We start from the raw sequence: 26,908 nt of genomic DNA on the forward strand, positions 1-26,908 counted from the left end.
AAAGGAACGCCGCGATCACAACGCCAGTCAAACTCGCTGAATCCTGCATCTTCAGGGTGTTTGGGTATATTAAAAAGCTGGCTTCTGCCAGCTTTTTTATTTCCCGAAGTTAAGGACTTGCAACGCTTTCAAGCTTGAGTTGTTAGAATTTCAACCTTCCTGCTCACTTTCACACCGAACTCACCAAATGGGTAAAAAAAGCCAAGAAAAAAGGTTGACGTTGTCAGCCCTTCTTCGCATAATGCGCCCCGCACTCAGGGGGAGACCCCAGAAAGTAAAGATGGCTACGTAGCTCAGTTGGTTAGAGCACATCACTCATAATGATGGGGTCACAGGTTCGAATCCCGTCGTAGCCACCATCTTCTTTCCTGTGCAAATATGCGATGGTGGCGGAATTGGTAGACGCGCTAGCTTCAGGTGTTAGTGTCCTTACGGACGTGAGAGTTCAAGTCTCTCCCTTCGCACCAAATCTTTGCTAAGGCAAAGTAACTGTTGGGGTATCGCCAAGCGGTAAGGCAGCGGCTTTTGATGCCGCCATTCCCTGGTTCGAATCCAGGTACCCCAGCCATATTTCAGGTTGGCTACGTAGCTCAGTTGGTTAGAGCACATCACTCATAATGATGGGGTCACAGGTTCGAATCCCGTCGTAGCCACCACTAATATTGAAGGTCTTGAGACTTTCAGCCAGATAAGAGAAACTACCGATTCTCAGAAAGCGAAGGCTTTCAGTCTGGGAAAACAAAATTTGCGATGGTGGCGGAATTGGTAGACGCGCTAGCTTCAGGTGTTAGTGTCCTTACGGACGTGAGAGTTCAAGTCTCTCCCTTCGCACCAAATACCTTGCTCGAAAGAGAGTTAGACAAGGCTAAAAACTGACAACAATTCGGATTGCGATGGTGGCGGAATTGGTAGACGCGCTAGCTTCAGGTGTTAGTGTCCTTACGGACGTGAGAGTTCAAGTCTCTCCCTTCGCACCAATCCCCTTGCTCTAAAAGAGAGTCAAACAAGGTTAAAAACTGACAGACAATTAGGTTTGCGATGGTGGCGGAATTGGTAGACGCGCTAGCTTCAGGTGTTAGTGTCCTTACGGACGTGAGAGTTCAAGTCTCTCCCTTCGCACCAAACCTTTGCTGAAAAGCATAAAACAATTGGGGTATCGCCAAGCGGTAAGGCAGCGGCTTTTGATGCCGCCATTCCCTGGTTCGAATCCAGGTACCCCAGCCATATTTAAAAGCTCGCTTCTAGCGGGCTTTTCTCGTTTTAGACCAAAGATCAACAGCCCCTCGGAAATTCCCCCCAAACCTTACGTGGTTGAAAGCCGCTGCAATCCCTGTACGCTTGAAGTATTCGGAACAAGGAATTAGCAGTCATGGCGTCGTTCGAAAATCCTATCAAGCATCAAGTCTATCTTTCATTACCGGAAGTCATGTATTCCCCCCTCGCGCCACGCCGCGTGGAGTCGCCTTCTCTTTTAGCCCTTAACAAAGCATTACTTGATGAATATGGCTTGTCGAGCAACTGGTTTGAGGATGCCAAAGGCATTCACTTTCTTGCCGGCAATGGCGACTATGACGGTGAAAGCCCTGTTGCGATGGCTTATGCGGGTCACCAATTTGGGCACTACTCGCCACTGCTTGGGGACGGCCGCGCACATATGCTGGGTCAACTTCAAAACGCGGATGGTGCATTCATTGATGTGCAACTGAAAGGCTCCGGCAGAACCCCTTATTCGCGAGGAGGCGATGGAAGAGCAACGGTTGGGGCGGTAGTACGCGAATACCTCATCAGCGAAGCCATGGCGGGGCTTGGTATACCAACCACCCGAACTCTTGCCATTCTGGGTACTGGCGAGTCCGTGATGCGCGATTACCAAATGGTGCCGGGCGGTATTCAGGTTCGCACAGGTGCCAGTCACATTCGCGTGGGCTCTTTTCAATATGCTTATGCCAAGATGGGTAAAGATGGCGTCCAAGCGCTTGCTGATCACCTTATAGAACATCACTTCGCGGAAGTGGCCAGTCATGAAGATAAATACCCAGCCTTACTTGAAGCCGTTGCCGTTCGGCAAGCACAGCTGATTTCAAAATGGATGCTGGTTGGTTTTATCCATGGCGTCATGAACACTGACAATATGTCACTGGTTGGCGAAACCATCGACTTTGGCCCTTGTGCCTTTATGGATGAATTCAAGGCCAAGAAAGTATTCAGCTCGATAGACCGCGATGGCCGATACGCTTGGGATCAGCAAGCCAATATTGGCTACTGGAACCTGTCACGCTTTGCAGAAACTTTGCTGCCGCTGTTTGCTGACGACTCGGATGAGGCGGTGAAGATTGCGGAAGACAAACTTCAGACCTACATCATCACCTTCCAGGAGCTGTTCCAAAAGGGGTTGATGACCAAGCTCGCGATCACCGCAGATTCAAAAGAGGCTGATGCCTTTGTTAATCAAGCACTGCCAACGCTGGAATCTGAACGCATAGACTTCACGCTGTTTTTTGATGCATTGACACGTGTTGCCAATGGAGAGGAAGAAACTGAACTGCTTTCCCTGTTCGATAATCAGGAAAAAGGTCAGGTTTGGATAAGTGAATGGAATTCACTTAAAGATGATAGTGAATCAGCACTAAAGGCAATGCGAGAAGCCAACCCTGCATTAATTGCCCGAAACCATCAGGTGGAAAAAGCGATTGAAGATGCAATGGAAAGGAACGACTTTGCGCTATTCCACCGACTGGCAGAAGCACTGAAAACGCCTTATACCATCAGCGAAGAAAACCGTGATTTACAAACGCCACCAGCACCGGAAGAACGCGTACTAAGAACATTCTGCGGTACATAACCTTAAGATTCAGCGACATTACTGACGCTGGATAAATGGCGATAGACAAGACAGTTTATCGCCATTCAAGTAATTCAAAGGCCCATAGCGTACTTGAGAACCTGTTGCTTAACCGGCCCACTGTTTTCCGCCAACTTTAAGCCGACATTGCGCAATAGTTTGAGCGGCGCTATTTCGTTGCTGAACCCACCATAGAACACATCCATACCGGTTTGCATGATGAGGTTATCCGGTTTACGTTTGCGCTCGTAAGATGCCAATACGTCTTCATTCAGCCACTCTACACCTGCATCGGCGACCACATCCAGCAAAGCATCCACGTCTTTAAAGCCGAGGTTTACACCCTGCCCTGCCAGCGGATTGATAGTGTGGGCAGCATCTCCCAATATCACTACATTCTTGTTGAAGTAACGCTGGGCATGCCGACGGGTTAATGGAAACGCGCCTTGTTGGATGACTTCAATATCACCCAGCTCTTGCGGGAAGTGCGCAAGGATCTCTTCTCTTAACACCTCTGGCGACATTGCACACAAAGCTTTTATGCGTGATGGACTGTCATACCACACCAATGAGCCTTGATGCCCGGGCAGTGGCAGGAAAGACCTTGGGCCATCGGGTGTAAACCACTGCCAGGTAATATCTTGCTGTGGCAGGTCAGTTTTAACATTCACCAACATACAATGCTGACGGTAATCCCACGCAGTCACACCAATTTTGGCGTAATCACGTACACGGGAATTCGCCCCATCCGCACCGACCAGCCAACGGCCATGAAGCAAAGTACCATCTTCCAATTCAACGACGTGCCCTTCGGAGTCGGCAAGCATTGCGACAATATTGCCCGGGCAAAGTACTTCCAGATTCTCTTGCGCCAAACAAGCATTCCAAAGTGCGAGTTGCAGGATGCGGTTTTCGACGATAAAACCGAGCTCTGCTAAATCCATACTCTCTGCACTGAAGCGGATACGACACTCAGGGTGCTCCCAGGTTTCCAGACGTCGATAGGGGCAAAGACGCATGTCCAGCACGTCATCCCAAACTTTCAGGGATTTGAGCAAAGAGACAGAGGCAGGAGAAATCGCAGACACACGGAGATCCATCGGCTGTTCAGGAGAAAAGGCTTTTGGCTCGCTTCGCTCAACCATGGCGACGCGTTTACCCTGCTTAGCAAGGCCCAATGCTGTGGCAGCACCGACCATACCACCGCCAACGACGATAATATCGAATTGTTTCATAACACAATCTCTAAAATTCCTGCGCCCATTCTAGCGCCACCTCACTTAAATGCGACTCCTGCAGGCGCTGCTCATCCCTAAATCCACTAAAAAATTTGGGGAGAACGTGATCTGGTCACAGATTGACTAAAGCAGTACAATACGCGGCTTATCAACGGTTGGGGCTATTTTTCGTTGCCTCAAGCCGAACAAAGAACCATGATTTTCGGTTGGGATTTCCGCGGCGAACAGCCAGCGATGATTAAGTGCCTCCCGGCCGGAACACGTAAAACATCAACATGAGCAATGAGTTACATGGCTAAGAAACTGCTGATCAAAACCTGGGGCTGCCAGATGAACGAATACGATTCATCAAAAATGGCGGATCTGCTCAATGCGGCCGGTGGCTACGAGCTGACCGAGGAGCCGGAAGAGGCAGATGTGCTGCTTCTGAATACCTGTTCTATCCGTGAAAAGGCTCAGGAAAAAGTGTTCCACCAGCTGGGTCGCTGGAAAAACCTGAAAGATCAGAAGCCAGGTCTGGTGATCGGCGTAGGTGGCTGTGTAGCTACTCAGGAAGGTGATCACATTCGTGAACGCGCACCTTATGTTGACGTTATTTTTGGCCCGCAAACCCTGCACCGTCTACCTGAGATGATCAAAAAATCTCAGCAGGACGAAGCACCGGTCATGGATATCTCTTTCCCTGAGATTGAGAAATTCGACCGTTTGCCAGAGCCACGTGCAGAAGGCCCAACGGCATTCGTTTCAATCATGGAAGGCTGTTCTAAGTACTGTACCTTCTGCGTAGTGCCTTACACCCGTGGTGAAGAAGTCAGCCGTCCACTGGACGATGTGCTTTACGAAATCGCACAGCTTGCTGAGCAAGGTGTTCGTGAAGTGAACCTGCTGGGTCAGAACGTTAACGCCTATCGTGGTGAAATGCACGACGGCGAAATCTGTTCATTTGCAGAACTGCTGCGTTATGTGGCGGCGATCGACGGTATCGACCGTATTCGCTACACCACCAGCCACCCAATTGAATTTACTGACGATATCATCGAAGTGTACGAAGACACCCCAGAAGTGGTGAGCTTCCTGCACCTGCCAGTTCAGAGCGGTTCAGACCGTATTCTGACCATGATGAAGCGTCCGCATACAGCGATCGAGTACAAATCGAAGATCCGTAAACTGCGTGAAGCGCGTCCAGGCATCGCTATCAGCTCTGACTTCATCGTCGGTTTCCCAGGTGAAACTGATGTTGATTTCGAAGCGACCATGAAGCTTATCCGCGATGTTAACTTCGACATGAGCTTCAGCTTTGTTTACTCACCACGTCCAGGTACGCCTGCTGCAGACATGCCTGACGACACGCCAGAGCAAACCAAGAAAGAGCGTCTGTACGAACTGCAACAGCAGATCAACGCACAGGCGATGATCTACTCTCGCCAAATGCTGGATTCTGAGCAGCGTATTCTGGTCGAAGGCCCATCGAAGAAGAATCTGATGGAGCTGCGTGGCCGTACTGAAAACAACCGCGTGGTTAACTTCGAAGGTTCTGTCGATTTGATCGGTCAGTTCGTTGATGTAAAAATCACCGAAGTACTGCCAAACTCACTGCGCGGTGAGCTGGTTCGTACTGAAAAGGACATGAATCTGCGTGTGGCGGTTTCGCCTGCAGAGATGATGGCAAAAACACGCAAAGAAGATGATCTTGGCGTAGGCGTGTATACTCCGTAAATATACGGAGGCCAATAAAGCCATCCCAAGCCTCGCAGAAGCGAGGGTAATCACCTGTTATCGGCGTCCTATACAGACGCCGATAACCATTGCGAGGAAGCATTGAACAAAGTCATTACTTTAGAAGTATCACTGGAACCAGCTGATAATTCGCGCCTGGCCAGCCTCTGCGGCCCTTACGATGACAACATCAAACAGCTCGAACGCCGTTTAGGTGTGGAAATCAATCACCGAAGTCATCAATTCTCCGTGGTCGGCCAACCTCACACCGCCACTGCCGCTATCGATATTCTCAAACGACTTTACGTTGAAACTGCACCAGTCAAAGGCAATTTCGTTGACCTTGAGCCTGAGCAGGTGCATCTGGCGATCAAAGAAAGTGGTGTGCTGGAACAAAACATCGAGTCGTCGATCCCTTACGGCAAAGAGATCAACATCAAAACCAAGAAAGGCGTGATCAAGCCGCGTACACCTAATCAGGCGCAATATATTGCCAACATGGTGACGCATGACATCACCTTTGGTATTGGTCCTGCCGGTACAGGTAAAACCTACTTAGCGGTTGCCGCCGCAGTCGATGCACTGGAACGTCAGGAAATCCGCCGTATTTTGCTAACCCGTCCTGCGGTTGAAGCCGGTGAGAAACTGGGCTTCCTGCCAGGCGATCTGAGCCAGAAAGTCGATCCTTACCTGCGCCCGCTATACGATGCCTTGTTTGAAATGCTGGGTTTTGAGCGCGTAGAGAAGTTAATTGAACGCAACGTCATTGAAGTCGCGCCGTTGGCATACATGCGTGGCCGTACGCTCAATGACGCCTTCATCATTCTTGATGAGAGCCAGAACACCACCGTGGAGCAGATGAAGATGTTCCTGACACGTATCGGCTTTAACAGCCGCGCAGTGATCACCGGTGACGTGACGCAGATTGACCTGCCACGTAATGCAAAATCTGGCCTTCGTCATGCGATAGAAGTGTTAGCAGATGTGAACGAAATCAGCTTTAACTTCTTCCAAGCGGATGATGTGGTTCGTCACCCTGTCGTTGCACGTATCGTGCAGGCCTATGATGCATGGGAAGCGGAAGACGCCCGTGCCCGTAAACAAGCGGAAGAGCGACGTCGCCAGGAACGCGAAGCGGCATTAAATGCTGCGCCGCCTTCAGAAGAGAAGCAACCGTAAATGCAATATTTTGTCGACCTTCAAATTGCGACACAAAGCACTGACAACCTGCCCACGGAACAACAGTTTCAGCAGTGGTTTGAGCAAGCCGTCAAATCTTTCCAAGAGCAGGCGGAAGTCACTATCCGTCTTGTAGACGAGTTTGAGAGCCAGTCTCTTAACCGCGACTATCGCGGAAAAGACAAGCCGACCAATGTGCTGTCTTTCCCGTTTGAAGCGCCTCCGGGTGTGGAGTTGGATCTGCTGGGCGATCTGATTATCTGTCGTCAAGTCGTCGAAAAAGAAGCGGAAGAACAGAATAAAGACCTACTTGCCCACTGGGCGCACATGGTTGTACACGGCAGTCTCCATCTGCTAGGTTATGACCATATAGACGATGAAGAAGCCGAAGAGATGGAGTCTCTCGAGATTTCTATCATGAACGCACTGGGTTTCGAGAACCCTTATGCGGCGGACTTCATCTAATATCAACGTTGTAAAAATAGAGACAATGAACGAAGACAACTCACAAAGCTCTGAAGGTCCGAGTAGAAAGACCTTCTTCGAACGTTTAGGACAGATCTTTCAGGGTGAGCCTAAAGATCGTCAGGAACTGGTAGATGTATTCCGTGATTCGGAACAGAACGATCTGATCGATCACGATACACGGGATATGCTCGAAGGCGTTATGCAGATTTCTGAAATGCGCATCCGAGACATCATGATTCCGCGTTCGCAGATGGTGACCATCGAGCGCTCACAACCTCTCGAAGAAATCATCACCATCATCAACGACGCCCAGCATTCACGCTACCCGGTGATCAGCGATGATAAAGACCACGTTGAAGGCATCCTGCTGGCAAAAGACTTGCTGCGTTACCTGATGCCGGACAGCGAACCGTTCGACATCGACAAAGTGATCCGCCCAGCCGTGGTTGTGCCGGAAAGCAAACGTGTTGACCGACTGCTGAAAGAATTCCAGGAAGAACGCTACCACATGTCGATTGTTGTCGACGAATTTGGCGGCGTATCTGGCGTGGTAACTATCGAAGATATTCTTGAGGAAATCGTCGGCGACATCGAAGACGAATACGACGACGAAGAAGAGCAGGAAATCCGCCAGCTCAGCAAGCACACCTTCGCGGTGAAGGCGCTGACCACACTGGAAGATTTCAATGAGAAGTTCGGTTCTCAGTTTAGCGATGACGACATCGACACCATCGGTGGCCTTGTGATGACCAGCTTTGGTCACCTACCAGGACGTGGTGAAGAAGTGGACATTGAGAGCTTCCACTTCAAGGTGACGGCAGCTGACAGTCGACGCATCATCCAATTGCAGGTTACTATTCCAGATACTACTGCAGAGGAAACGGCATAAACGTCAAATGCTAAACATCGAAACATTTAAGCGGCCCCAAGTATTCATGCGGATCTTCGGGGCCGCTTTTTCAGGTGCACTCGCCACCCTCGCCTTCGCGCCATACTCCTTCTGGCCAGCCATGCTGGTCTCCTTGGTGGCACTTCTCCTTCTTATTCATGGGCAATCTCCGAAGCGTGCTGGCTACATCGGATTTTTCTGGGGGCTGGGGCAATTCGGAACCGGCGTCGGCTGGGTTTACGTCGTTATCGAGAAATTCGGGGGGCTGCCTACAGCAATTGGACTGGCCTTGATTGGTCTGTTAGTTGCTTATCTCGCACTGTTCCCTGCGCTTTTTTCCTATATCCTGCGCCGTGTTCAACTGCCGCTGGCACTTTCCTATCTGCTGTTGGCACCATCGCTCTGGCTGGTTGTTGATTGGTTCCGTGGCTGGTTCCTGACGGGTTTCCCATGGCTCTGGCCGGGTTACAGTCAGATTGAGGGGCCATTAGCCTCCTTTGCGCCCATGTTTGGTGTACAAGGTATTACGCTCGCACTGCTTATCATTTCAGGCTCAATCGCCATCACGCTGATAAACCGAAAAGCGTCTGCGCTTCTTCCGGCATTGGTTGTTGGCGCGGTTGCAACCGGTACCTCTTTTGTACCCTGGGTTCAGGAAACGGGAGACAGCGTTGATGTCGCCATGGTCCAGGGTAATGTGCCGCAGGAGCTAAAGTGGCTGCCAAGCCAGCGTTGGCCTACTCTGCTTGCATATCAGGACATGACACGCCAGAACTGGGATGCAGATATCGTCATTTGGCCGGAAGCGGCCATTCCAGCTTTGGAGCGTGATTTACCGGATTTTCTGGCAAGACTCGACGCTGCAGCCATCAATAACGACACGGCTGTCATCACTGGAGTACTCGACCAAAACCCGGATGGGCAGTTCTATAACAACGTCATCACCTTAGGTAACAATGGCGAAGGCGGTTATACCTATCCAGCAACGCAAAGTTACAGCAAACACCATTTGTTGGTCTTTGGTGAGTTTGTGCCTTTCAGCGACTTTCTTCGCCCGCTTGCACCTCTGTTTAATCTACCCATGTCTTCGTTCAGTCGAGGTGATTACACCCAGTCGAACATAGACGCCAAAGGCTATCAGCTAGCCCCAGCGATTTGCTATGAAATTGCCTTTAGTGATCAGGTTAGGCATAGCCTCACGGAAGAGTCGGATTTCATTCTCACCCTTTCCAATGACACCTGGTTTGGTACATCGATTGGCCCTCACCAGCATTTGGAAATTGCCCGCATGCGCGCGCTGGAAAACGGCAAGCCGGTTCTGCGTGCCACCAATACTGGTCTGACCGCTGCTATTGGTTACAAAGGGGACATCATCGACCAGATCCCGCAGTTCGAAACAGTAGTGCTGAGAACTGATGTGCCGACGACGGCAGGCCAAACACCTTACACCCGCTTCGGAGACTGGCCCCTCTATGCATGGATTGTTTTGTCAGGGTTAGCGCTGGTTCTGTTAACCCGCGGTCAAAAATCAACCGTTAGCACTCAGTCGCAACAATAAGAGCGAACAAGCAACGTAAAATCATGTCTTAATCAGCCAGAGGGATTTATTCCTCTGGCTTTTTTAATGATTGATTTAGTTTGATATGGAGAGTCTTATGCGCGCCTTGGCCAGAATTGCATCTTCCGTTGTTATCTTTTTAGCATCAGTCTTTGCTCCTCTTTCCCATGCAGAGCCAGATGCCGAGCTCTTTGCTGATACCCGTGCTGCATTGGCGAACTTCCATCGCTTCGAGCAGGTAAAACCTTTCTTTGAAAAAGCTTATGGATACGCAGTATTTCCATCGGTGGGTAAAGGTGGCTTCTGGATTGGCGGCGCATATGGCAATGGGTTGGTTTACCAAGGTAATCAAACTGTCGCCGAAGCCGAGTTGATTCAAGTGTCGGTTGGGTTGACCTTCGGTGGTCAGGCATTCAGCGAGATACTTTTCTTTGAAGACAAAGAAACCTTCGACAGTTTTATGTCGGGCAGCTTTGAGCTCGGAGCGCAGGCTTCTGCCACCGCTCTCACCGAAGGCGCTGCGGCACATGTTGGCACGACAGGCACCTCTGCCAGTGCAGGTAGTGCGCAATCCAAAGCCTATTACATCAATGGCACCGCCATTTTCACCCAAGCCAAAGGCGGCTTGATGATCGAAGCTGCCTTGGCCGGACAAAAATTCAATATCGAGCCGCTGGGGAATTAAGACAAACCGATCCTAGGTCCTAGGTCCTAGGTCCTAGGTCCTAGGTCCTAAAAATTTGAAGGGTAAACAAGCCAGTGTTCAAGCCTCTTTGCCCATCAGCTCTCAGCGTCAGAGCCGACTATGCAGGAAACGGCTTTCGGCTAAACTGTTTGCTGCCACATTTGATGCAAGGCGTCAGCACATCCACATGGGTGTGCTCGGTCTGGTTACCGCATTTCTCACAAATCAAGATACCAAGCCCCACCACTTCACCGGCGTTGTAGACGCCATGATGCTGGATATCCTGTAATACCTCACGCCACTCAAGCTGGGTTTTGTCGGTGATCTCCGCAAGTTGTTCCCAAAGTGTATTGGCAATCAGATCGCGAAACAGCGCACCATCGTCTTTGTTTTCTTCCGGCTCGTTGTAACGTGCACCAAACTCCTGCACATCGCGTTTAAAATAAGCTTCTATAAGTGCAAGCTCATCTTTGGTCATATCCGACGCCGCTTTCACGTACTTTTCAGACAAATCCAGCCAACGTTGTAACTCTTCCGGGCTGTGCTTTAGTGCTTCACTGATCCGTTCGACCAGCACCTTGTACTCCGCTTTTTGCTCTGACATAGGCCACCTCTGCATTCAACTGTTGTTGCGCCTTCTACCTTTAGTTATTCTATGTCGATTATTTTGGTTCATTTTATACCTATCTCACAAATTCCCGGATGTCATCGATGCAAGAACAATACCGTCCACAGGACATCGAGCCTAAAGTTCAGGCCGATTGGGACAAGAACAAAACCTTCGTAGTTCAAGAAGACCCAAGCAAAGAAAAGTTTTATTGCCTTTCCATGTTCCCGTACCCAAGCGGTCGACTACACATGGGTCACGTACGTAACTACACCATCGGTGACGTCATCTCGCGCTACCAGCGTCTGCAAGGCAAGAACGTAATGCAACCAATCGGTTGGGACGCGTTCGGTCTGCCGGCAGAAAACGCAGCGGTGAAGAACAAGACTGCGCCAGCACCTTGGACTTACGAGAACATTGAATACATGAAGAACCAGCTGAAACTGCTGGGCTTCGGCTACGACTGGGATCGCGAATTCGCAACCTGTACGCCTGAATACTACCGTTGGGAACAAGAGTTCTTCACCAAACTTTACGAGAAAGGTTTGGTTTACAAAAAGACCTCTTCGGTTAACTGGTGTCCGAACGACCAAACCGTTCTGGCGAACGAGCAGGTTGAAGACGGTTGCTGCTGGCGTTGTGACACGCCTGTAGAACAAAAAGAAATCCCACAGTGGTTCATCAAAATCACTGCGTACGCACAAGAGCTTCTCGATGATCTGGAAACTCTGGATGGTTGGCCTGAGCAGGTTAAAACCATGCAGCGTAATTGGATTGGCCGTTCGGAAGGTGTTGAACTGAAATTCCAAGTGGCTGGCGAAAGCGATCTGGAAGTTTACACCACCCGTCCTGATACCCTGATGGGCGTGACTTACGTGGGTATTGCAGCGGGTCACCCTCTGGCGACCAAAGCAGCAGAGAACAACCCTGAACTGGCTGCATTCATCGAAGAATGTAAAAACACCAAGGTAGCTGAAGCTGAGCTGGCGACCATGGAGAAAAAGGGTATGGATACTGGCCTTAAGGCTATCCACCCTCTGAACGGCCGTGAAGTGCCAATCTTCATCGCGAACTTCGTGCTGATGGATTACGGTACGGGCGCGGTGATGGCAGTACCAGGCCACGACCAACGTGACTTCGAATTCGCAACCAAATACGGCTTGAACATTGAGCCTGTGATTCTGGCAGAAGATGGCAACGCACCAGACATCTCTGAAGCTGCGCACACTGAGAAAGGTGTTCTGTTCAACTCAGGTGAGTTCGACGGCCTGAGCTTCGAGCAAGCGTTCGATGCGATTGCAGCGAAACTGGAATCAGAAGGTAAAGGTCACAAGACTGTGAACTTCCGTCTGCGCGACTGGGGTGTTTCACGTCAACGTTACTGGGGTGCGCCAATCCCAATGGTCACCACTGAAGACGGTGAAGTGCATCCAGTACCAGCTGACCAATTGCCAGTTATCCTGCCTGAAGATGTTGTGATGGACGGCGTAACCAGCCCAATCAAAGCAGACAAGACGTGGGCGGAAACCACCTACAACGGTCAACCTGCGCTGCGTGAAACAGATACCTTCGACACCTTCATGGAATCGAGCTGGTACTACGCGCGCTACTGTTCACCAAAAGCAGATGAGATGCTGGATTCAGAAGCAGCAAACTACTGGCTGCCAGTTGATCAGTACATCGGTGGTATTGAGCACGCAGTAATGCACCTACTGTACTCGCGCTTCTTCCACAAACTGCTACGCGATGCAGGCTACGTTAAGTCTGATGAGCCGTTCAAGCGTCTGCTTTGTCAAGGCATGGTGCTGGCTGATGCGTACTACTACAACAACGACAAAGGCGCGAAAGTTTGGGTTTCTCCAACTGAAGCGACTGTTGAGCGTGACGAGAAAGGCCGCATCACCACCGCAGTAGATACTGAAGGTAACAACCTTGTTCACTCAGGCATGACCAAAATGTCTAAGTCAAAGAACAACGGTATCGACCCACAAGAGATGGTTGATAAGTACGGTGCTGACACCGTGCGTCTGTTCATGATGTTCGCATCACCAGCAGACATGACCCTTGAGTGGCAAGAGTCTGGCGTTGAAGGTGCTAACCGCTTCCTGAAACGTGTTTGGAAACTGGTATTCGAGCACACTTCAAAAGGTGAAGTGGCTGCGCTGGATACATCAGCACTGAACGCTGATCAGAAAACACTGCGTCGTGAAGTTCACAAGACTATCGCAAAAGTGGGCGATGACATCGGCCGCCGTCAGACCTTCAACACCGCGATCGCTGCGATCATGGAACTGATGAACCGTCTGACCAAAGCACCTCAAGACACTGATGCTGACCGCGCTATTCTGGATGAAGCAGTGAAAGCGATTGTTGCGATGCTGTACCCAATCACTCCGCACATCAGCACTGAGCTGTGGGCTGCACTGGGTCAAACTGACATCGACAACACGGTATGGCCGGTTGCTGACCAAGACGCCATGGTGGAAGACGAGAAGCTGATCATCGTTCAGGTGAATGGCAAGCTTCGTGCGAAAATCACCGTTGCAGCAGATGCAGCTAAAGAATCAGTAGAATCGATGGCGCTAAACGACGAGCACGTTGTCAAGCACACCGAGGGTAAAACCGTACGCAAAGTGATTTACGTACCGGGCAAACTGGTTAACATCGTTGCTAACTAATACAGGGAGTATTCGGTGAAATCGATCTTTCGCTCTCTCCGAACCCTGCTGGTTGTGGTGGCCGCTCTGGCCACCGCTTCTTGCGGATTTCACCTTCGTGGCAGCTACAATCTGCCAGAAGAAATTCAGAAACTGTCAGTCACCAGTTTCGATAAATACGGCAAACTCACCCGTGAAATGAAGACCCAACTACGTCTTCATGACATTGATGTCATCCCGCCGGCCCAAACCATTTCCAACCTGCACCTGAAAGGCGAAAGCTATGGTGAAAGCACCTTATCGCTTTACCAGAACAGCCGCGTAGCGGAAAAGCAATTTGCTTATACCGTCAGCTACTCAGTGACAGTGCCGGAAAAAGGCAGCTACAACTTCTCCACATCTCTTAGCCGCACCTACCTTGATAACCCATTGACCGCCCTCGCGAAGTCGGTGGAAGAGGAAATGCTGGCGCAGGAAATGCGCGTTGAAGCAACCAAACAGATCATGCGACAGCTTGCCCGTCTGAATGCGCACATCGAAGCCTTTGAGCGCAAAGAGGCAGAAGAAAAAGCACTGCGTGAACTGTATCAGGGTGTGGATGAAGAGAAGTCCTCGATGACTATCGAAACCCGTTTCGATGGCAAAGATGACGAAACCCGCGGTAAGCCTCTGTCGAGCTTCACCACCAGCGGTGAAGAAAACACACAATGAGGATTTACCCAGAACAACTGACACAGCGTCTTAATCAGGGGCTGTGTCAGACCTATCTCATCTTCGGCAACGAGCCGCTGCTGAAAGAAGAATCCAAGCAAAGCATTATTGATGTCGCCCAAAAACAGGGCTTCGATGAGAAGCACCGCTTCGTCATCGATAATCAGCTTAACTGGCAGGACGTTTACGACGTTTGTCAGGCCCTGAGTCTGTTCGCCAGCCGACAAATCATCATTCTGGCATTACCTGAAAACCCGCTGACCACGGCCCAAGCTAATGCTCTGAAAGAGCTGCAGCCTATGCTGCATCAGGATTTGGTTTTGATCCTCGATGGTCCTCGCCTGAACAAAAAGCAGGAATCAGCCAAGTGGTTCACCAGTTTCCAGGCAAACGGTTTGTATGTGCCATGCAACACACCTGATGGCCGACAGCTGCCACGATTCATAGAGAACCGCTGTCACAGTCTGGGATTGCATCCTGATCACGAGTCTGTGATGCTGCTGGCGCAATGGCATGAAGGTAACCTTCTGGCGCTGTCGCAAAGCCTGATGAAGCTTCAACTGCTCTATCCAGACGGTGAACTGACGCTGCCAAGGCTTCAGGATGCCTTATCACGTCACAACCACTACACGCCATTCCAGCTCACCGACGCGCTGATTGAAGGCAAAGCCAAGCGCGCTGTTCGTATCGTTCGTCAGCTTGAAGCAGAAGGCGTGGAAATCACCATCTTGCTGCGGGTCATCCAGAAAGAACTGATCCAGCTTTGTAAAATGCAGGAGTACGGCGCGTCTGGTATGGGTCTCAGCAAAATTTTTGACCATTTCCGAGTCTGGCAAACACGCCGTCCTGCGATGACAGCAGCGCTTCACCGTTTGACGTTGCCAACGCTGATGCACCTTCTGCAAAGCCTTGCAGCCATTGAGGTGATGGTTAAAACCGATTTCGACAGCCAACCTTGGCCGGCACTTTCGGCGTTTTGTCTCGAGATGTGTGGTCATCCACTTCCGCTGTCACCTGTCAACTGACTGTCAAACCGCGACACCGCTGTATTTTATTCATCTCAGCCAGTGGTATAATTTTTATATTCTTAGGGGCTGTCCTGCACTTTTTGCAGAACAATGCACCAAACACCGATAAGGGGAAAACATTGCTTCCGGAACAACTTCAACACTTTGTTGTCGATAAAGCAGATGATATGAAAGCCGCAGACATCGTGACGCTCGATGTCCGTGAAAAGAGCAGCATTACCGATTTCATGGTGCTTTGCACCGGTAACTCAAAACGCCACGTCTCTTCCATCGCAGAACACGTTGCCGATGAAGCACGTGCAGCTAACGTTGATACCCTGGGTATGGAAGGTGAAAACGAAGGCGAGTGGGTCGTCCTGGATCTCGGTGATGTGATGCTTCATATCATGCAAGATGAACAACGTCAGTTGTACCAGCTAGAAAAGCTGTGGAATTGATGCAATGAAGTTACAACTGATTGCGGTCGGCACAAAGATGCCGAAATGGGTTGAGGAAGGCTACAAAGAATACAGTCGCCGCTTCCCAAAAGACATGCCACTGGAACTGGTAGAAATCCCAGCAGGTAAGCGCGGCAAAAATGCCGATATTGCGCGTATTCTGCAAAAAGAAGGGGAAGCCATGTTGGCCGCCGTTCCAAAAGGTAACCGCATCGTGACGTTGGATATTCCGGGCAAGCGCTGGGACACAGAGCAACTGGCACAACAGCTGGAGAGCTGGAAGCTGGATGCACGCGATGTGTCTATTCTGATTGGAGGCCCTGAAGGCCTGTCGCCGGCATGTAAAGCGGCCGCAGACCAAAGCTGGTCATTGTCTCCGTTGACACTTCCTCACCCGCTGGTACGTGTGGTGATGGCTGAAAGTCTCTACCGCGCCTGGAGCATCACAGCAAATCACCCTTATCACCGGGAATAATTCATGAAGCACAAGCGTAGTCCTATACGCGATCATCAGGCCGAGTCTTCCCTCTTTTTCCGCCGGGCCGTTGTGGCTTTCGGCGGTATTCTCGTTCTCGTCGGCGTCCTGCTTCTTAACCTGTATAACATTCAGGTGGAAGATCATGATGATTACATCACCCGCTCCAATGATAACCGCATCAAAGTCGTTCCTGTTGCGCCAAACCGTGGATTGGTTTACGACCGCAATGGCAAATTGCTCGCGGAAAACCGACCTGTTTATGCATTGGAAATCACCCCAGAGCAGGTGAAAGATATTCCCGGCACCATCGCCAGTTTGCAGGAATTGCTGCCGATTTCTGAAAACGAAATCCGGGCTTTCGAACGTGATAAGAAACGCACCCGCCGTTTCAATGCCGTCACCCTGAAAAACCAGATGACGGAAGAGGAAGTGGCTATTTTCTCAGCCAATCAGCACAAGTTCCCTGGCGTAGAGATTAAAGGTTACCTCAAACGTTACTACCCCTATGGTGACGCGTTAACCCACGTCCTGGGCTACGTGGCGAAAATCAACGATAAAGACATAAACCGTCTTGATCGTGAAGGTGTCCTCAACAACTACAAGGCAACCCGTGATATCGGCAAGCTCGGCATTGAAAGGTTCTACGAATCTGAATTGCACGGCACTGCTGGTTATCAGGAAGTCGAAGTCAACAGCCGTGGTCGTATTATCCGCACGCTGAAATACGTACCACCAGAGCCGGGTAAAGATCTGGTATTGAACCTCGATGTCGATCTGCAACTGTACATACGCTCTATCCTCGGCGATCGCCGTGGCGCGGTTGTGGTGCTCGATCCGAAAGACTCTTCAGTACTGGCGATGGTATCAACGCCAAGCTATGACCCGAACCTTTTCGTTCACGGCATTTCAGGCAAAGACTATCGCGCGTTGTTGAACGACAAAAACCGTCCGCTGGTGAACCGGGCAACCTTGGGGATCTATCCACCTGCATCAACGGTTAAGCCGTTCATTGCCGTTGCGGCATTGGAAGAAAAAGCCATCACGCTCAACACCACACGAAATGACCCGGGTTACTGGCGTTTGCCAAACTCAACCTCACGTCCTTTCCGCGACTGGCTCGCATGGGGTCATGGTCGGGTGAATATCGTTCAATCGATTGAAGAATCCGTGGATACTTTCTTCTATCAAATTGCCTATGATCTGGGCATCGATAAGCTCTCTACTTGGATGAGCCGTTTTGGATTCGGGGATTACACCGGTATCGACATCCATGAAGAAAGCAAAGCCAACATGCCAACCCGCGAATGGAAAATGGCACGTCACCGCCAGCCTTGGTACAAGGGTGACACCATTCCAGTCGGTATTGGTCAAGGCTATTGGACGGCCACCCCGATGCAAATCGCGAAAGCAACGTCTGTGTTGGTGAACCGTGGTGAAGTCAACCCGCCCCACCTTCTCCAACGCATAGAGAACGAAGGCGTCATGGAAATCGCACCATTTTCTCCTTATCCACCGATTGAAAATGTGGATGGGAAATACTGGGATGCAGCTCTTGAAGGGATGCGTCTGGTCAACCACGGTAAAAAAGGTACCGCGCGCCGCGCCTTCGCCAACAGTGAATATGTGACTGGCGGTAAATCAGGAACAGCGCAGGTCTTTGGCCTAGGTGAAGACGAAGAATACAACGCCGATGAAATTGCGGAGCACCTGCGTGACCATGCGCTTTATACCGGTTTTGCACCCTTTGATGAACCTGAAGTGATTGTCTCTATGGTATTGGAAAACGCCGGTGGCGGTTCTAGTAACGGTGCACCAATCGCCCGTCGTATCTTCGACCATATGTTGGTTGATGGCTACAAAGACAAAAAGAACGCAGATAAGAAGGAGGAGCAAGTCCAATGAGCTTGTTTGCATCAACTGGTCAGAAGAAGACTGTGTTTGAGCGGTTGCACATAGACTTGCCTCTTTTGCTCGGTATTCTGGCTCTGATGGGCTTTGGCCTGATGGTGATGTGGAGTGCCAGTGGCCAAAGCGTTGCCATGATGGAACGTCAGGTCTTCCGGATTTTTCTTTCGCTGGGCGTGATGTTTGTGCTCGCCCAAATTTCTCCCCGGCATTACGAGTTCTGGGCTCCCTATCTATATGTGACGGGAATTCTGATGCTGATCGCCGTGCTTTTGTTTGGTGAAACTGCCAAGGGCGCACAGCGCTGGCTGGATTTAGGCGTTGTCACTTTCCAGCCATCAGAATTGATTAAGCTTGCCGTACCATTGATGGTGGCCCGCTTTATCGGTAAAGAACCTCTACCCCCGCGTTTTCAAACCCTGATTATTGGTTTGGTGATGGTGTTTGTACCCACCATTCTCATCGCCAAACAGCCTGATTTAGGAACCTCAATCTTGATTGCGGCATCAGGTATTTTTGTTTTGTTTCTATCCGGTATCAGTTGGCGAATCATCTTAGGCGCCGGTACTTTGGTGGCTGCGTTCATCCCAGTACTTTGGTTCTTCCTGATGCGCGAATACCAACGTGTCCGCGTTCGCACCCTGTTTGATCCAGAATCCGACCCATTAGGCGCGGGTTACCACATCATCCAATCAAAAATTGCCATTGGTTCCGGGGGAATTGGCGGTAAAGGGTGGCTTCAAGGCACACAATCTCAATTGGAGTTCCTGCCAGAGCGCCATACCGACTTTATCTTCGCCGTTATTGCTGAAGAGTGGGGAATGATTGGTGTCGCATGCTTGCTGGCGCTTTACCTTTTCATCATCGGCCGTGGCCTGTTAATTGCGAGCCGCGCACAAACGGCGTTTGGTCGTATGATGGCGGGCAGTATCGTGCTCAGCTTCTTTGTATATGTTTTCGTTAACATCGGCATGGTTAGCGGGATCTTACCCGTTGTTGGTGTTCCCCTGCCCCTTGTCAGCTATGGCGGTACCTCCATGGTGACTTTGATGGCAGGTTTCGGCATCTTAATGTCTATCCACACACACAGAAAAATGCTTTCTAAGGCTCTGTAATGAAAAAAATATTAGTGATGACTGCTCTCATTCTTTCCGGCTGTGCCACACAAAGTGATGACCGCTACAGCCTGGAACATGACAAAGCACCGGAAGCCATTCCTACGCTGGATCATGTCGAAGATGCACAGCCACGATACGAGCCTTACAGCCGGGCAGGAAACAAAAACTATACCGTTCTTGGTGAGAGTTATGAGGTCATGCAGGACCCGGAAAGTTATGTCGGTGAAGGCATTGCATCCTGGTATGGCAAGAAATTTCACGGCCACAAAACCTCCAATGGCGAGATTTATGACATGTTCTCCATGTCAGCAGCCCACAAAACATTACCTCTGCCTAGCTACGTAGAAGTAGAAAATACCGCTAACGGCAAAAAAGCCATTGTCCGCGTCAATGACCGTGGTCCTTTCCATGAAGGCCGCATTATCGACCTGAGCTATGCCGCAGCGTCAAAGTTGGACATTCTGAAAACCGGAACTGCCCCGGTAAAAGTGACGCTACTCAAGGTTGATAAACCTGAGGATAATAATGAGTGGCAAGGTGCCCGCTTAAACCGCTATTTTGTACAACTGGTCGCGATATCCAGTCAGGACAAAGCGAAGCAGGCTGCTGACACTTTCCAAAAGCAGTTTGAACTGCCAACAGATATCAACCAGTCCGGCAGTGTTTATCGCGTGCGTTTAGGGCCGTTCTATGACTACGACCAAACTCAAAAAGCCGCATTGCTTGCCAGAGAACAGCAAATAAATGAGGCATTCGTCGTTGTTGAGCCAATTGCTGATGAACCGGGCAAGAATTCGGGTGTCAGTAATTAAGGCTGTTGGCCTGAAAGTTTCAATTTAGTAAGTTGTTGTAACCCTGTCTGACACTGCACAGGCTATCTGTTATAGTGTCGACAGTTTTTTGACTGAAGAAATACCAAGTAAGTACCTAAATCTATGAAAAAATCACCCTCATTGTTGCGCTCTTTAGTCTTATCGACTGCTGTCTTTTCTTCTGCTGCAGCCGTTGCAGCCCCAACCGTCGTCCCGGATGCGCCTCAAATCGCGGCAAAAGGGTACGTACTGATGGATTACAACTCGGGTAAGATCCTGGCGGAAAACAACGCCTACGAACGTCTTAACCCGGCCAGCCTGACCAAGATGATGACCAGCTATGTGATCGGTCAGGAAGTTGAACGTGGCAACATCAGCCTTGATGATGATGTCGTTATCAGCAAAAACGCCTGGGCGAAAAACTTCCCTGGCAGCTCGAAGATGTTCATCGAAGTCGGCACCACGGTAAAAGTGGAAGACCTGAATCGCGGCATCATCATCCAGTCTGGTAATGATGCTTGTGTGGCAATGGCTGAGCACATTGCAGGTTCTGAAGACTCGTTTGTCGACCTGATGAATGGCTGGGCGAAAACCCTGGGTATGAATGACACCAAGTTTTCGAACTCCCATGGCCTAGATGATGATGACCTCTACACCACGCCTTATGACATGGCGCTGTTGGGTCAGGCATTGATCCGAGACGTGCCGGACGAGTACCGCATTTACAACGAGAAGTCTTACACCTATAACGGCATTACCCAGTACAACCGTAACGGCCTGCTATGGGACAAGAGCATGAACGTGGACGGCATCAAAACCGGCCACACTGACAAAGCAGGCTACAGCCTGGTCAGTTCAGCAACCGAAGGTGACATGCGTCTGGTTGCGGTTGTCATGGGCACCAACAGTGCAAACGCACGTAAGGCTGAAAGCAAGAAACTGCTGAACTACGGCTTCCGTTTCTTCGAAACCGTCGCACCACACAAAGCGAACGAAACTTTCGTGACTGAGAAAGTGTGGATGGGTGATACCGACCAAGTTGCACTGGGCGTTTCTGAAGATACCTACGTCACCCTGCCACGCGGTAAGGCAAAAGACTTGGAAGCAAGCTTTGTACTTGAGAAAACACTGGAAGCACCAATCGCGAAAGGCGATGTTGTTGGTAAGCTTTACTACCAAGTTGACGGTGAAGACATCGCGGAATACCCATTGGTAGCATTGAACGATGTACAGGAAGGTGGCTTGTTCAGCCGTCTGATGGACTACATCATCATGTTCTTCAAGAACTTGTTCTAAGATTAAAGCTACAACTTTCAAGGGCAGCCAATGGCTGCCCTTTTTATTTCTCATCCCCACCCCAATATAAGGCAGGAATCAAAGAAAAAGTCACCAACTTGTTTTCTCAACACAGGACGATTACTATTCGTTCCCAACAAATTGCGTGATCATCTGCACATATATTTTGGGTCAACAGAGAAAGATCTGTGACCAATTCTGGAGTTATAAATGCAAGAGCAACCAAAACTAAAAGACCTGCTGGAATTCCCGTGTAAGTTCACTTACAAGGTCATGGGATACGCGAAGCCAGAGCTGACAGATCTGGTTTTGGAAGTGATCCAGCGCCACGCACCGGGCGATTACAGCCCAAGCGTTAAGCCAAGCGGCAAAGGCACTTACAACGCAGTTTCAGTCACCATTACGGCCACCTCTATTGAACAAGTTGAAACGCTGTACAAAGAACTGGGTGACATTGAAATCGTGCGTATGGTTCTGTAATCCTCTATCAGACTAAAGAACCACAATACCCATACGATTAGGCGGCTGTTATTTCAGCCGTCTGTCATTATAATGTCGTGACTGAGACAGCTATCCCCATCATATTCAATTCTGGCAGGTGTACATTGCAGCAGAACCGCCTCATTATCAGACAACTCGGATTGCGTCCTTACGAGCCAACGTGGAAAGACATGCATGCTTTCACTGACGAGCGTAATGCCGATACAACTGACGAAATCTGGCTGGTAGAGCACGAACCTGTGTTTACCCAAGGGCAGGCGGGAAAAGCTGAACACTTGTTAGCAACGGGGGATATCCCGGTAGTACAGAGTGATCGTGGTGGTCAGGTGACTTATCATGGCCCGGGCCAGCAGGTGGCTTACTTCCTGATCGATCTGAAACGCAAAAAGCTGGGTGTGCGAGAGCTGGTCACGTCGATTGAGAACATTGTGATCGATACCCTCGCCCATTACGGTATTGAATCCCGTGCGCGTCCTGATGCGCCGGGCGTGTATGTGGGTAACGACAAAATTTGCTCGCTGGGTCTTCGTATCCGTCGAGGCTGCTCTTTCCATGGGCTGGCGCTTAACGTCAATATGGACTTGTCACCCTTCCTTCGTATCAACCCTTGCGGTTATGAAGGCATGGCAATGACACAAACCGTCGATTTAGGGGGCCCGGCTTCACTGACCGAGCTATACCCTGTGTTAGTAGAGAAACTGACTTCGCATCTGGGCTATGATCAGGTCGAGTCCCTAACAGAAAGCAATCAACTATGAGCAAACCGATCCAGATGGAACGCGGTGTTAAGTACCGCGACGCAGACAAAATGGCGCTCATCCCGGTCAAGAACATGCCGACCGAACAAAAAGAGATGCTGCGCAAACCTGAGTGGATGAAGATCAAGCTGCCTGCGGACAGCAAGCGTATCCAAGACATTAAGTCTGCGCTTCGCAAAAACAATCTGCATTCGGTATGCGAAGAAGCGTCCTGCCCTAATCTGGCGGAATGTTTCAACCACGGCACCGCAACCTTCATGATTCTGGGTGCCATTTGTACCCGTCGCTGTCCGTTCTGCGATGTGGCACACGGCCGTCCAAACCAGCCTGATGAAAATGAGCCAGCGAAACTGGCAAAAACCATCAGCGACATGAAGCTGAAATACGTGGTTGTGACTTCAGTAGACCGTGATGATCTTCGTGACGGTGGTGCGAAACACTTTGCTGACTGTACCCGCGAAATCCGTGCCCTGAACCCAGAAATCCGCATCGAAACACTGGTGCCTGATTTCCGTGGCCGTATGGACACCGCGCTTGAGCTTCTGAAAGACAACCCACCAGATGTGTTCAACCACAATCTGGAAACCGCACCACGCCTTTACCGTAAAGCGCGTCCGGGTGCGAACTACAAATGGTCTCTGGAACTGCTGAAGAAATTCGGCGAGATGCATCCAAACGTCCCAACCAAATCCGGTCTGATGATGGGTCTGGGCGAGACCAAAGAAGAGATCATCGAAGTGCTGAAAGATCTGCGTGCACACGGTGTGACCATGCTGACACTGGGCCAATACTTGGCACCAAGTCGTCACCACCTGCCGGTAGAGCGTTACGTGCCGCCAGAAGAGTTTGATGAGCTGAAAGAGATTGCACTGGGGCTGGGCTTTACTCACGCAGCTTGTGGTCCGTTCGTTCGCTCTTCTTACCACGCAGACCTGCAAGCGCAGGGCGTAGAAATCAAGTAAGCGCTGACGCAAATCTGAACACGAAAACGCCGAGCATTGCTCGGCGTTTTTTGTTTTTGGTCGTTTAGGCCTTTCTATGTGCATATGAGAAAAAATGTTGTGCTGCTTAGCAGTATTCACCTTTGGAGGAAAGAATAGCCATTTTCGCTAACCCTAATCACTACGGGCTTGAATATACATATGATAAACACACATCTAGCTATTCAACCCATTGATTAAAAAGCATATAGTATGCATTGGTTAGTTTTTAATTTTATGGGTTTAAATTTGTTAGCTGATGCCATGACCTCAATAAAAGCATATCTCTATGAGCGTGCAGTTAGCCCTCTATTGGGAAGTCTTATTGTTTCTTGGGCCGCGTGGAACTATAAGTTTCTCCTGTTATGGATATCTGGAATGACATTTCCTGAGAAGCTCCGCTACGTGCATGTTTTGTATAGCAGCAACTATGAGATTTACTGGCAAGGGATCTTACTCCCGTTTATTACCTCAATGGCTTACCTATTCGTATTTACTTATCCTGCTGAATGGGTTTATCGCTTTAGCCTAGGTAGGCAGAAGGTTCTAAACGATTTAAAAAATGAAAAGCAAGAAAACGAACTTCTTACGTTGGAGCAATCTAAAGCTATCCGCAATCAACTTGCAGAAACAGAAAAGCATTTTGAAGAACAAATAGAGCGGAAAGATAGGGCTGTTGAAGCTAGAGATAGGCAAATAAAAGAACTCCAAGAGTTAATTAATGAGAAGCGAGGGGGAGAAACTAATTCGAAAGAACCCCAACAAGAGCTTCTTGATACGATAAAGAACCTACAGAAGAAAGTAGAAGAATTAGAAAACGATAACAGCACTTTTAGAGTTAATACTGGGCATAATACTGCTGAGTCCAGCGATATCAGTGAAGACTTTAATGAAAGCCAACGAAGCGCGGTGACAATTACACAACAAAAGCCTGACGAAATCGATAATGATGAAGATATACACAACAATGTCAGTTTCTACTTCAATACCGATGAGCATACACAGAAAAGATACAAAAGAATCTTAGAAGGTTTGTTCTTAGGAGATAAACATCAGAGGGATTTTGGATTACGCCCTGACTTATTTGATTCTACGATGGTTCAACTGGTTCTTAACAAATTGGTTCAAAAGATACCGGAAACTGACAAATATCAACTTACCATTAATGGTAAAAGCTTCTATGAAAATCTAAATCAGAGGCAGGTAAGGTAACAACGAGCAACAAACTTAATGTTCCCCTTATTTTTGTCTATCGCAGCCCCATCTAGGCTAATCACTAAAAAGGGGAGTTTTTAGTTACACTACGCAACCTCGACGACAGCGTGCTTTCTAACTCTCCCCCCCCCCCTTCTCCTTCAAGTCTTTTAAACGCCTATTTCGCACACAACACGGATTTCCATTTTGGAAAAATAGGCTTCTTGATTGTTCAATAGTGGCAAACCGGATTCAAGCTTAGAATAAACCCAAATTAAAGTAGGGTCTTTTCCATGAGCAAGCATCTGACAGAACTTCAAGAACGTTTCTACCAAATCATCAACAACCCAACCCTGTCACCAAAGCAGAAAAACCAATGGCTGGCGTTGGAAGCAGAAGCAAGCCTGCCTTACATGGATATCTCTGACGATATCGAGCAGGCGATGAAAGACGGCGTTATCTGTGACATGTTTGAAGGTCACGCACCATTCAAGCCACGCTACGTGCTGCCAGACTACGCAAAGTTCCTGTCTCAGGGCTCTGAGTACCTAGAGCTGTCTCCAGCAGAGAACCTTGATGATGCGCTGAACATGCTGAACATCATCTACCACCACGTACCATCAGTAACCAACATTCCTGTATATGTGGGTCAACTGGATGACGTACTGATGCCTTACGTGGGCGATCTGTCAGACGAAGAGATCTACCAAAAAATTAAGCGTTTCTGGATTATGCTGGACCGCACCCTGCCAGACGCATTCATGCACGCAAACATTGGCCCAGCAGACAACATCATCTGTCGCACTATCCTGCGCGTGGATGCTGAGCTGAAGCAAATCGCACCGAACTTGACGTTCATGTACGACCCAGCGGTAACGTCTGACGATCTGCTGCGTCAAGCGACCTCAAACATCGTTGAGTGCAGCAAGCCACACATCGCGAACTACCCAATGCACGCTGCCGCTTACGGTGACAAGCGTTTCGGTATCGTAAGCTGCTACAACTCCCTGCCACTGGCTGGCGGTTCTAACACGCTGGTGCGTATGAACCTGAAGCACGCGGCTGAGAAAGCGGAAAGTGCTGAAGACTTCCTGAGCGCTGTGCTGCCAACTTACAGCAAGCTGATGGTTGAACTGATGGACGTTCGTAGCAGCTTCCTGCACGAATCTTCAAACTACTTCAAACACTTCCTGGCAACAGAAGGTCTGATTGAAGAAGGTCGTTTCGCGCCTATGTTCGGTATTTACGGTATGGCGGAAGCCGTCAACATCCTGATGGAAAAAGACGGTCAGTCACTGAAGTACGGTCACGACATTGCAGCCAACGAGCTGGGCCACGCGATCTCTGCAAAGCTGGCTGAGATTGTTGAAGCAAGCCCTGTGAAGTATGGCCTGAACGGTAAAGCGGTTCTGCACTCACAAGGTGGCATCAGTATCGATAAAGACGTAACCCCAGGTGTTCGTATTCCCTATGGTACTGAACCAGACCCAGTGACTTACGTGCACGCAACCGCTGGTCACCACAAATACTACACCTCGGGTATCAGTGACATTCTGACCATCGACGAGACCGTAAAATCTAACCCAGAAGCCATGTTCAACCTGTGTAAGGGTGCAATCAACATGGGCTACCGCGAGTTCACCGCGAACGTTGCGTCAAACGATCTGGTACGCGTAACGGGTTACATGATCAAACTGTCTGACATCGCGAAATACGACGATGAAGGCTCTCGTAAGAACACCACGTGGCTGGGCGCAGAAGCGGCTTGCAACACAGGTATTCTTGACCGCGCACCACGTGTGGTGAGCTTCGAGACCACGCCTGTTTACAAGTAATCGCAGATAGCGAACC

The 26,908-nt window shown here is 49.7% G+C and carries 23 protein-coding genes and 8 tRNA genes; 29 read left to right on the plus strand and 2 right to left on the minus strand.

Annotated elements, in window-relative coordinates:
* Positions 1 to 282 precede the first annotated feature (282 nt).
* From D515_RS23330 to D515_RS23370, 9 genes are all read left to right on the plus strand, one after another.
* Positions 283 to 359 (plus strand) — tRNA-Met (locus tag D515_RS23330).
* A 21-nt stretch (positions 360 to 380) separates the two neighbouring features.
* A tRNA-Leu gene (locus D515_RS23335) sits at positions 381 to 467 on the plus strand.
* A gap of 26 nt (positions 468 to 493) precedes the next feature.
* Positions 494 to 568: transfer RNA gene (locus D515_RS23340), tRNA-Gln, on the plus strand.
* 11 nt (positions 569 to 579) lie between these two features.
* Positions 580 to 656 (plus strand) — tRNA-Met (locus D515_RS23345).
* A 91-nt stretch (positions 657 to 747) separates the two neighbouring features.
* Positions 748 to 834, plus strand: a tRNA-Leu gene (locus D515_RS23350).
* Between the two features lie 56 nt (positions 835 to 890).
* Positions 891 to 977: transfer RNA gene (locus D515_RS23355), tRNA-Leu, on the plus strand.
* A 58-nt stretch (positions 978 to 1,035) separates the two neighbouring features.
* Positions 1,036 to 1,122 (plus strand) — tRNA-Leu (locus D515_RS23360).
* Between the two features lie 27 nt (positions 1,123 to 1,149).
* Positions 1,150 to 1,224: transfer RNA gene (locus tag D515_RS23365), tRNA-Gln, on the plus strand.
* A 145-nt stretch (positions 1,225 to 1,369) separates the two neighbouring features.
* A complete protein-coding gene (locus D515_RS23370; RefSeq protein WP_002542297.1) occupies positions 1,370 to 2,842 on the plus strand; it encodes a protein adenylyltransferase SelO in 1,473 nt (490 codons plus the stop codon).
* Positions 2,843 to 2,916: 74 nt separating this feature from the next.
* Here D515_RS23370 and D515_RS23375 read toward each other — a convergent pair whose 3' ends face one another.
* Positions 2,917 to 4,077, minus strand: coding sequence for a 2-octaprenyl-3-methyl-6-methoxy-1,4-benzoquinol hydroxylase (locus tag D515_RS23375; protein ID WP_002542298.1), 1,161 nt, complete (start codon positions 4,075 to 4,077; stop codon positions 2,917 to 2,919).
* A gap of 294 nt (positions 4,078 to 4,371) precedes the next feature.
* On the opposite strand from D515_RS23375, the gene miaB reads away from it, so the two are divergent.
* The 6 genes from miaB to D515_RS23405 all read left to right on the plus strand — a co-directional run bounded on the left by miaB (position 4,372) and on the right by D515_RS23405 (position 10,575).
* On the plus strand, positions 4,372 to 5,796 hold the full coding sequence (miaB, locus tag D515_RS23380; RefSeq protein WP_002542299.1) for a tRNA (N6-isopentenyl adenosine(37)-C2)-methylthiotransferase MiaB: 1,425 nt from the start codon (positions 4,372 to 4,374) through the stop codon (positions 5,794 to 5,796).
* Between the two features lie 102 nt (positions 5,797 to 5,898).
* Positions 5,899 to 6,975, plus strand: a complete 1,077-nt coding sequence (locus tag D515_RS23385; RefSeq protein ID WP_002542300.1) for a PhoH family protein — start codon at positions 5,899 to 5,901, stop codon at positions 6,973 to 6,975.
* Positions 6,976 to 7,440 (plus strand): rRNA maturation RNase YbeY, encoded by a 465-nt coding sequence (ybeY, locus tag D515_RS23390; protein WP_002542301.1) that lies wholly within the window; start codon positions 6,976 to 6,978, stop codon positions 7,438 to 7,440.
* A gap of 25 nt (positions 7,441 to 7,465) precedes the next feature.
* Entirely contained in the window at positions 7,466 to 8,332 is an 867-nt protein-coding gene (gene corC / locus D515_RS23395; RefSeq protein ID WP_002542302.1) for a CNNM family magnesium/cobalt transport protein CorC, read from the plus strand.
* A 7-nt stretch (positions 8,333 to 8,339) separates the two neighbouring features.
* A complete protein-coding gene (lnt, locus tag D515_RS23400; RefSeq protein ID WP_039850612.1) occupies positions 8,340 to 9,890 on the plus strand; it encodes an apolipoprotein N-acyltransferase in 1,551 nt (516 codons plus the stop codon).
* Between the two features lie 97 nt (positions 9,891 to 9,987).
* Positions 9,988 to 10,575, plus strand: a complete 588-nt coding sequence (locus tag D515_RS23405; protein ID WP_002542304.1) for a lipid-binding SYLF domain-containing protein — start codon at positions 9,988 to 9,990, stop codon at positions 10,573 to 10,575.
* Positions 10,576 to 10,693: 118 nt separating this feature from the next.
* Here D515_RS23405 and D515_RS23410 read toward each other — a convergent pair whose 3' ends face one another.
* Positions 10,694 to 11,179: a zinc ribbon-containing protein gene (locus D515_RS23410; RefSeq protein ID WP_002542305.1), complete on the minus strand. Its 486-nt coding sequence runs from the start codon at positions 11,177 to 11,179 to the stop codon at positions 10,694 to 10,696.
* 107 nt (positions 11,180 to 11,286) lie between these two features.
* Between D515_RS23410 and leuS the strand changes: the two genes are divergently transcribed.
* The 14 genes from leuS (at position 11,287) to D515_RS23480 (ending at position 26,892) form a co-directional block, all read left to right on the plus strand.
* Positions 11,287 to 13,860, plus strand: coding sequence for a leucine--tRNA ligase (gene leuS / locus D515_RS23415; protein ID WP_002542306.1), 2,574 nt, complete (start codon positions 11,287 to 11,289; stop codon positions 13,858 to 13,860).
* A gap of 15 nt (positions 13,861 to 13,875) precedes the next feature.
* Positions 13,876 to 14,550, plus strand: coding sequence for an LPS-assembly lipoprotein LptE (locus D515_RS23420; protein WP_002542307.1), 675 nt, complete (start codon positions 13,876 to 13,878; stop codon positions 14,548 to 14,550).
* Positions 14,547 to 15,575, plus strand: coding sequence for a DNA polymerase III subunit delta (holA, locus tag D515_RS23425; protein WP_002542308.1), 1,029 nt, complete (start codon positions 14,547 to 14,549; stop codon positions 15,573 to 15,575). Before D515_RS23420 ends, holA begins: the two co-directional genes overlap by 4 nt.
* 122 nt (positions 15,576 to 15,697) lie before the next feature.
* Entirely contained in the window at positions 15,698 to 16,015 is a 318-nt protein-coding gene (gene rsfS, locus D515_RS23430) for a ribosome silencing factor (RefSeq protein WP_002542309.1), read from the plus strand.
* Between the two features lie 4 nt (positions 16,016 to 16,019).
* On the plus strand, positions 16,020 to 16,490 hold the full coding sequence (gene rlmH, locus D515_RS23435) for a 23S rRNA (pseudouridine(1915)-N(3))-methyltransferase RlmH (protein WP_002542310.1): 471 nt from the start codon (positions 16,020 to 16,022) through the stop codon (positions 16,488 to 16,490).
* Between the two features lie 3 nt (positions 16,491 to 16,493).
* Positions 16,494 to 18,395 carry a penicillin-binding protein 2 gene (gene mrdA / locus D515_RS23440; protein WP_002542311.1) on the plus strand — a complete coding sequence of 634 codons (1,902 nt, stop codon included), beginning with the start codon at positions 16,494 to 16,496 and terminating at the stop codon, positions 18,393 to 18,395.
* Positions 18,392 to 19,513, plus strand: coding sequence for a peptidoglycan glycosyltransferase MrdB (gene mrdB / locus D515_RS23445; RefSeq protein WP_002542312.1), 1,122 nt, complete (start codon positions 18,392 to 18,394; stop codon positions 19,511 to 19,513). The genes mrdA and mrdB overlap by 4 nt, the downstream gene beginning before the upstream one ends.
* Positions 19,513 to 20,328 (plus strand): septal ring lytic transglycosylase RlpA family protein, encoded by an 816-nt coding sequence (locus tag D515_RS23450; RefSeq protein ID WP_002542313.1) that lies wholly within the window; start codon positions 19,513 to 19,515, stop codon positions 20,326 to 20,328. Before mrdB ends, D515_RS23450 begins: the two co-directional genes overlap by 1 nt.
* A 123-nt stretch (positions 20,329 to 20,451) precedes the next feature.
* A complete protein-coding gene (locus tag D515_RS23455; RefSeq protein ID WP_002542314.1) occupies positions 20,452 to 21,624 on the plus strand; it encodes a serine hydrolase in 1,173 nt (390 codons plus the stop codon).
* Positions 21,625 to 21,834: 210 nt separating this feature from the next.
* On the plus strand, positions 21,835 to 22,104 hold the full coding sequence (gene ybeD / locus D515_RS23460; protein ID WP_002542316.1) for a DUF493 family protein YbeD: 270 nt from the start codon (positions 21,835 to 21,837) through the stop codon (positions 22,102 to 22,104).
* Positions 22,105 to 22,229: 125 nt separating this feature from the next.
* A complete protein-coding gene (lipB, locus tag D515_RS23465; protein ID WP_002542317.1) occupies positions 22,230 to 22,883 on the plus strand; it encodes a lipoyl(octanoyl) transferase LipB in 654 nt (217 codons plus the stop codon).
* Positions 22,880 to 23,845: a lipoyl synthase gene (lipA, locus tag D515_RS23470; RefSeq protein ID WP_002542318.1), complete on the plus strand. Its 966-nt coding sequence runs from the start codon at positions 22,880 to 22,882 to the stop codon at positions 23,843 to 23,845. Before lipB ends, lipA begins: the two co-directional genes overlap by 4 nt.
* Positions 23,846 to 24,076: 231 nt before the next feature.
* A complete protein-coding gene (locus D515_RS23475) occupies positions 24,077 to 25,075 on the plus strand; it encodes a hypothetical protein (protein ID WP_002542320.1) in 999 nt (332 codons plus the stop codon).
* 275 nt (positions 25,076 to 25,350) lie between these two features.
* A complete protein-coding gene (locus tag D515_RS23480) occupies positions 25,351 to 26,892 on the plus strand; it encodes a YjjI family glycine radical enzyme (protein WP_002542322.1) in 1,542 nt (513 codons plus the stop codon).
* The last annotated feature ends 16 nt before the right edge of the window (positions 26,893 to 26,908 follow it).

This window comes from Grimontia indica (assembly GCF_000333895.2).
GTDB classification, from domain to species: domain Bacteria; phylum Pseudomonadota; class Gammaproteobacteria; order Enterobacterales; family Vibrionaceae; genus Enterovibrio; species Enterovibrio indicus.

Excerpts from the sequence above, each read along its gene's own strand:
- D515_RS23370 (WP_002542297.1), top strand. The coding sequence starts at position 1,370 with ATGGCGTCGTTCGAAAATCCTATCAAGCATCAAGTCTATCTTTCATTA.
- D515_RS23375 (WP_002542298.1), bottom strand. The coding sequence starts at position 4,077 with ATGAAACAATTCGATATTATCGTCGTTGGCGGTGGTATGGTCGGTGCT.
- miaB (WP_002542299.1), top strand. The coding sequence starts at position 4,372 with ATGGCTAAGAAACTGCTGATCAAAACCTGGGGCTGCCAGATGAACGAA.
- ybeY (WP_002542301.1), top strand. The coding sequence starts at position 6,976 with ATGCAATATTTTGTCGACCTTCAAATTGCGACACAAAGCACTGACAAC.
- corC (WP_002542302.1), top strand. The coding sequence starts at position 7,466 with ATGAACGAAGACAACTCACAAAGCTCTGAAGGTCCGAGTAGAAAGACC.
- lnt (WP_039850612.1), top strand. The coding sequence starts at position 8,340 with ATGCTAAACATCGAAACATTTAAGCGGCCCCAAGTATTCATGCGGATC.
- D515_RS23405 (WP_002542304.1), top strand. The coding sequence starts at position 9,988 with ATGCGCGCCTTGGCCAGAATTGCATCTTCCGTTGTTATCTTTTTAGCA.
- D515_RS23410 (WP_002542305.1), bottom strand. The coding sequence starts at position 11,179 with ATGTCAGAGCAAAAAGCGGAGTACAAGGTGCTGGTCGAACGGATCAGT.
- leuS (WP_002542306.1), top strand. The coding sequence starts at position 11,287 with ATGCAAGAACAATACCGTCCACAGGACATCGAGCCTAAAGTTCAGGCC.
- holA (WP_002542308.1), top strand. The coding sequence starts at position 14,547 with ATGAGGATTTACCCAGAACAACTGACACAGCGTCTTAATCAGGGGCTG.
- rlmH (WP_002542310.1), top strand. The coding sequence starts at position 16,020 with ATGAAGTTACAACTGATTGCGGTCGGCACAAAGATGCCGAAATGGGTT.
- mrdA (WP_002542311.1), top strand. The coding sequence starts at position 16,494 with ATGAAGCACAAGCGTAGTCCTATACGCGATCATCAGGCCGAGTCTTCC.
- mrdB (WP_002542312.1), top strand. The coding sequence starts at position 18,392 with ATGAGCTTGTTTGCATCAACTGGTCAGAAGAAGACTGTGTTTGAGCGG.
- D515_RS23450 (WP_002542313.1), top strand. The coding sequence starts at position 19,513 with ATGAAAAAAATATTAGTGATGACTGCTCTCATTCTTTCCGGCTGTGCC.
- D515_RS23455 (WP_002542314.1), top strand. The coding sequence starts at position 20,452 with ATGAAAAAATCACCCTCATTGTTGCGCTCTTTAGTCTTATCGACTGCT.
- ybeD (WP_002542316.1), top strand. The coding sequence starts at position 21,835 with ATGCAAGAGCAACCAAAACTAAAAGACCTGCTGGAATTCCCGTGTAAG.
- lipA (WP_002542318.1), top strand. The coding sequence starts at position 22,880 with ATGAGCAAACCGATCCAGATGGAACGCGGTGTTAAGTACCGCGACGCA.
- D515_RS23475 (WP_002542320.1), top strand. The coding sequence starts at position 24,077 with ATGCATTGGTTAGTTTTTAATTTTATGGGTTTAAATTTGTTAGCTGAT.
- D515_RS23480 (WP_002542322.1), top strand. The coding sequence starts at position 25,351 with ATGAGCAAGCATCTGACAGAACTTCAAGAACGTTTCTACCAAATCATC.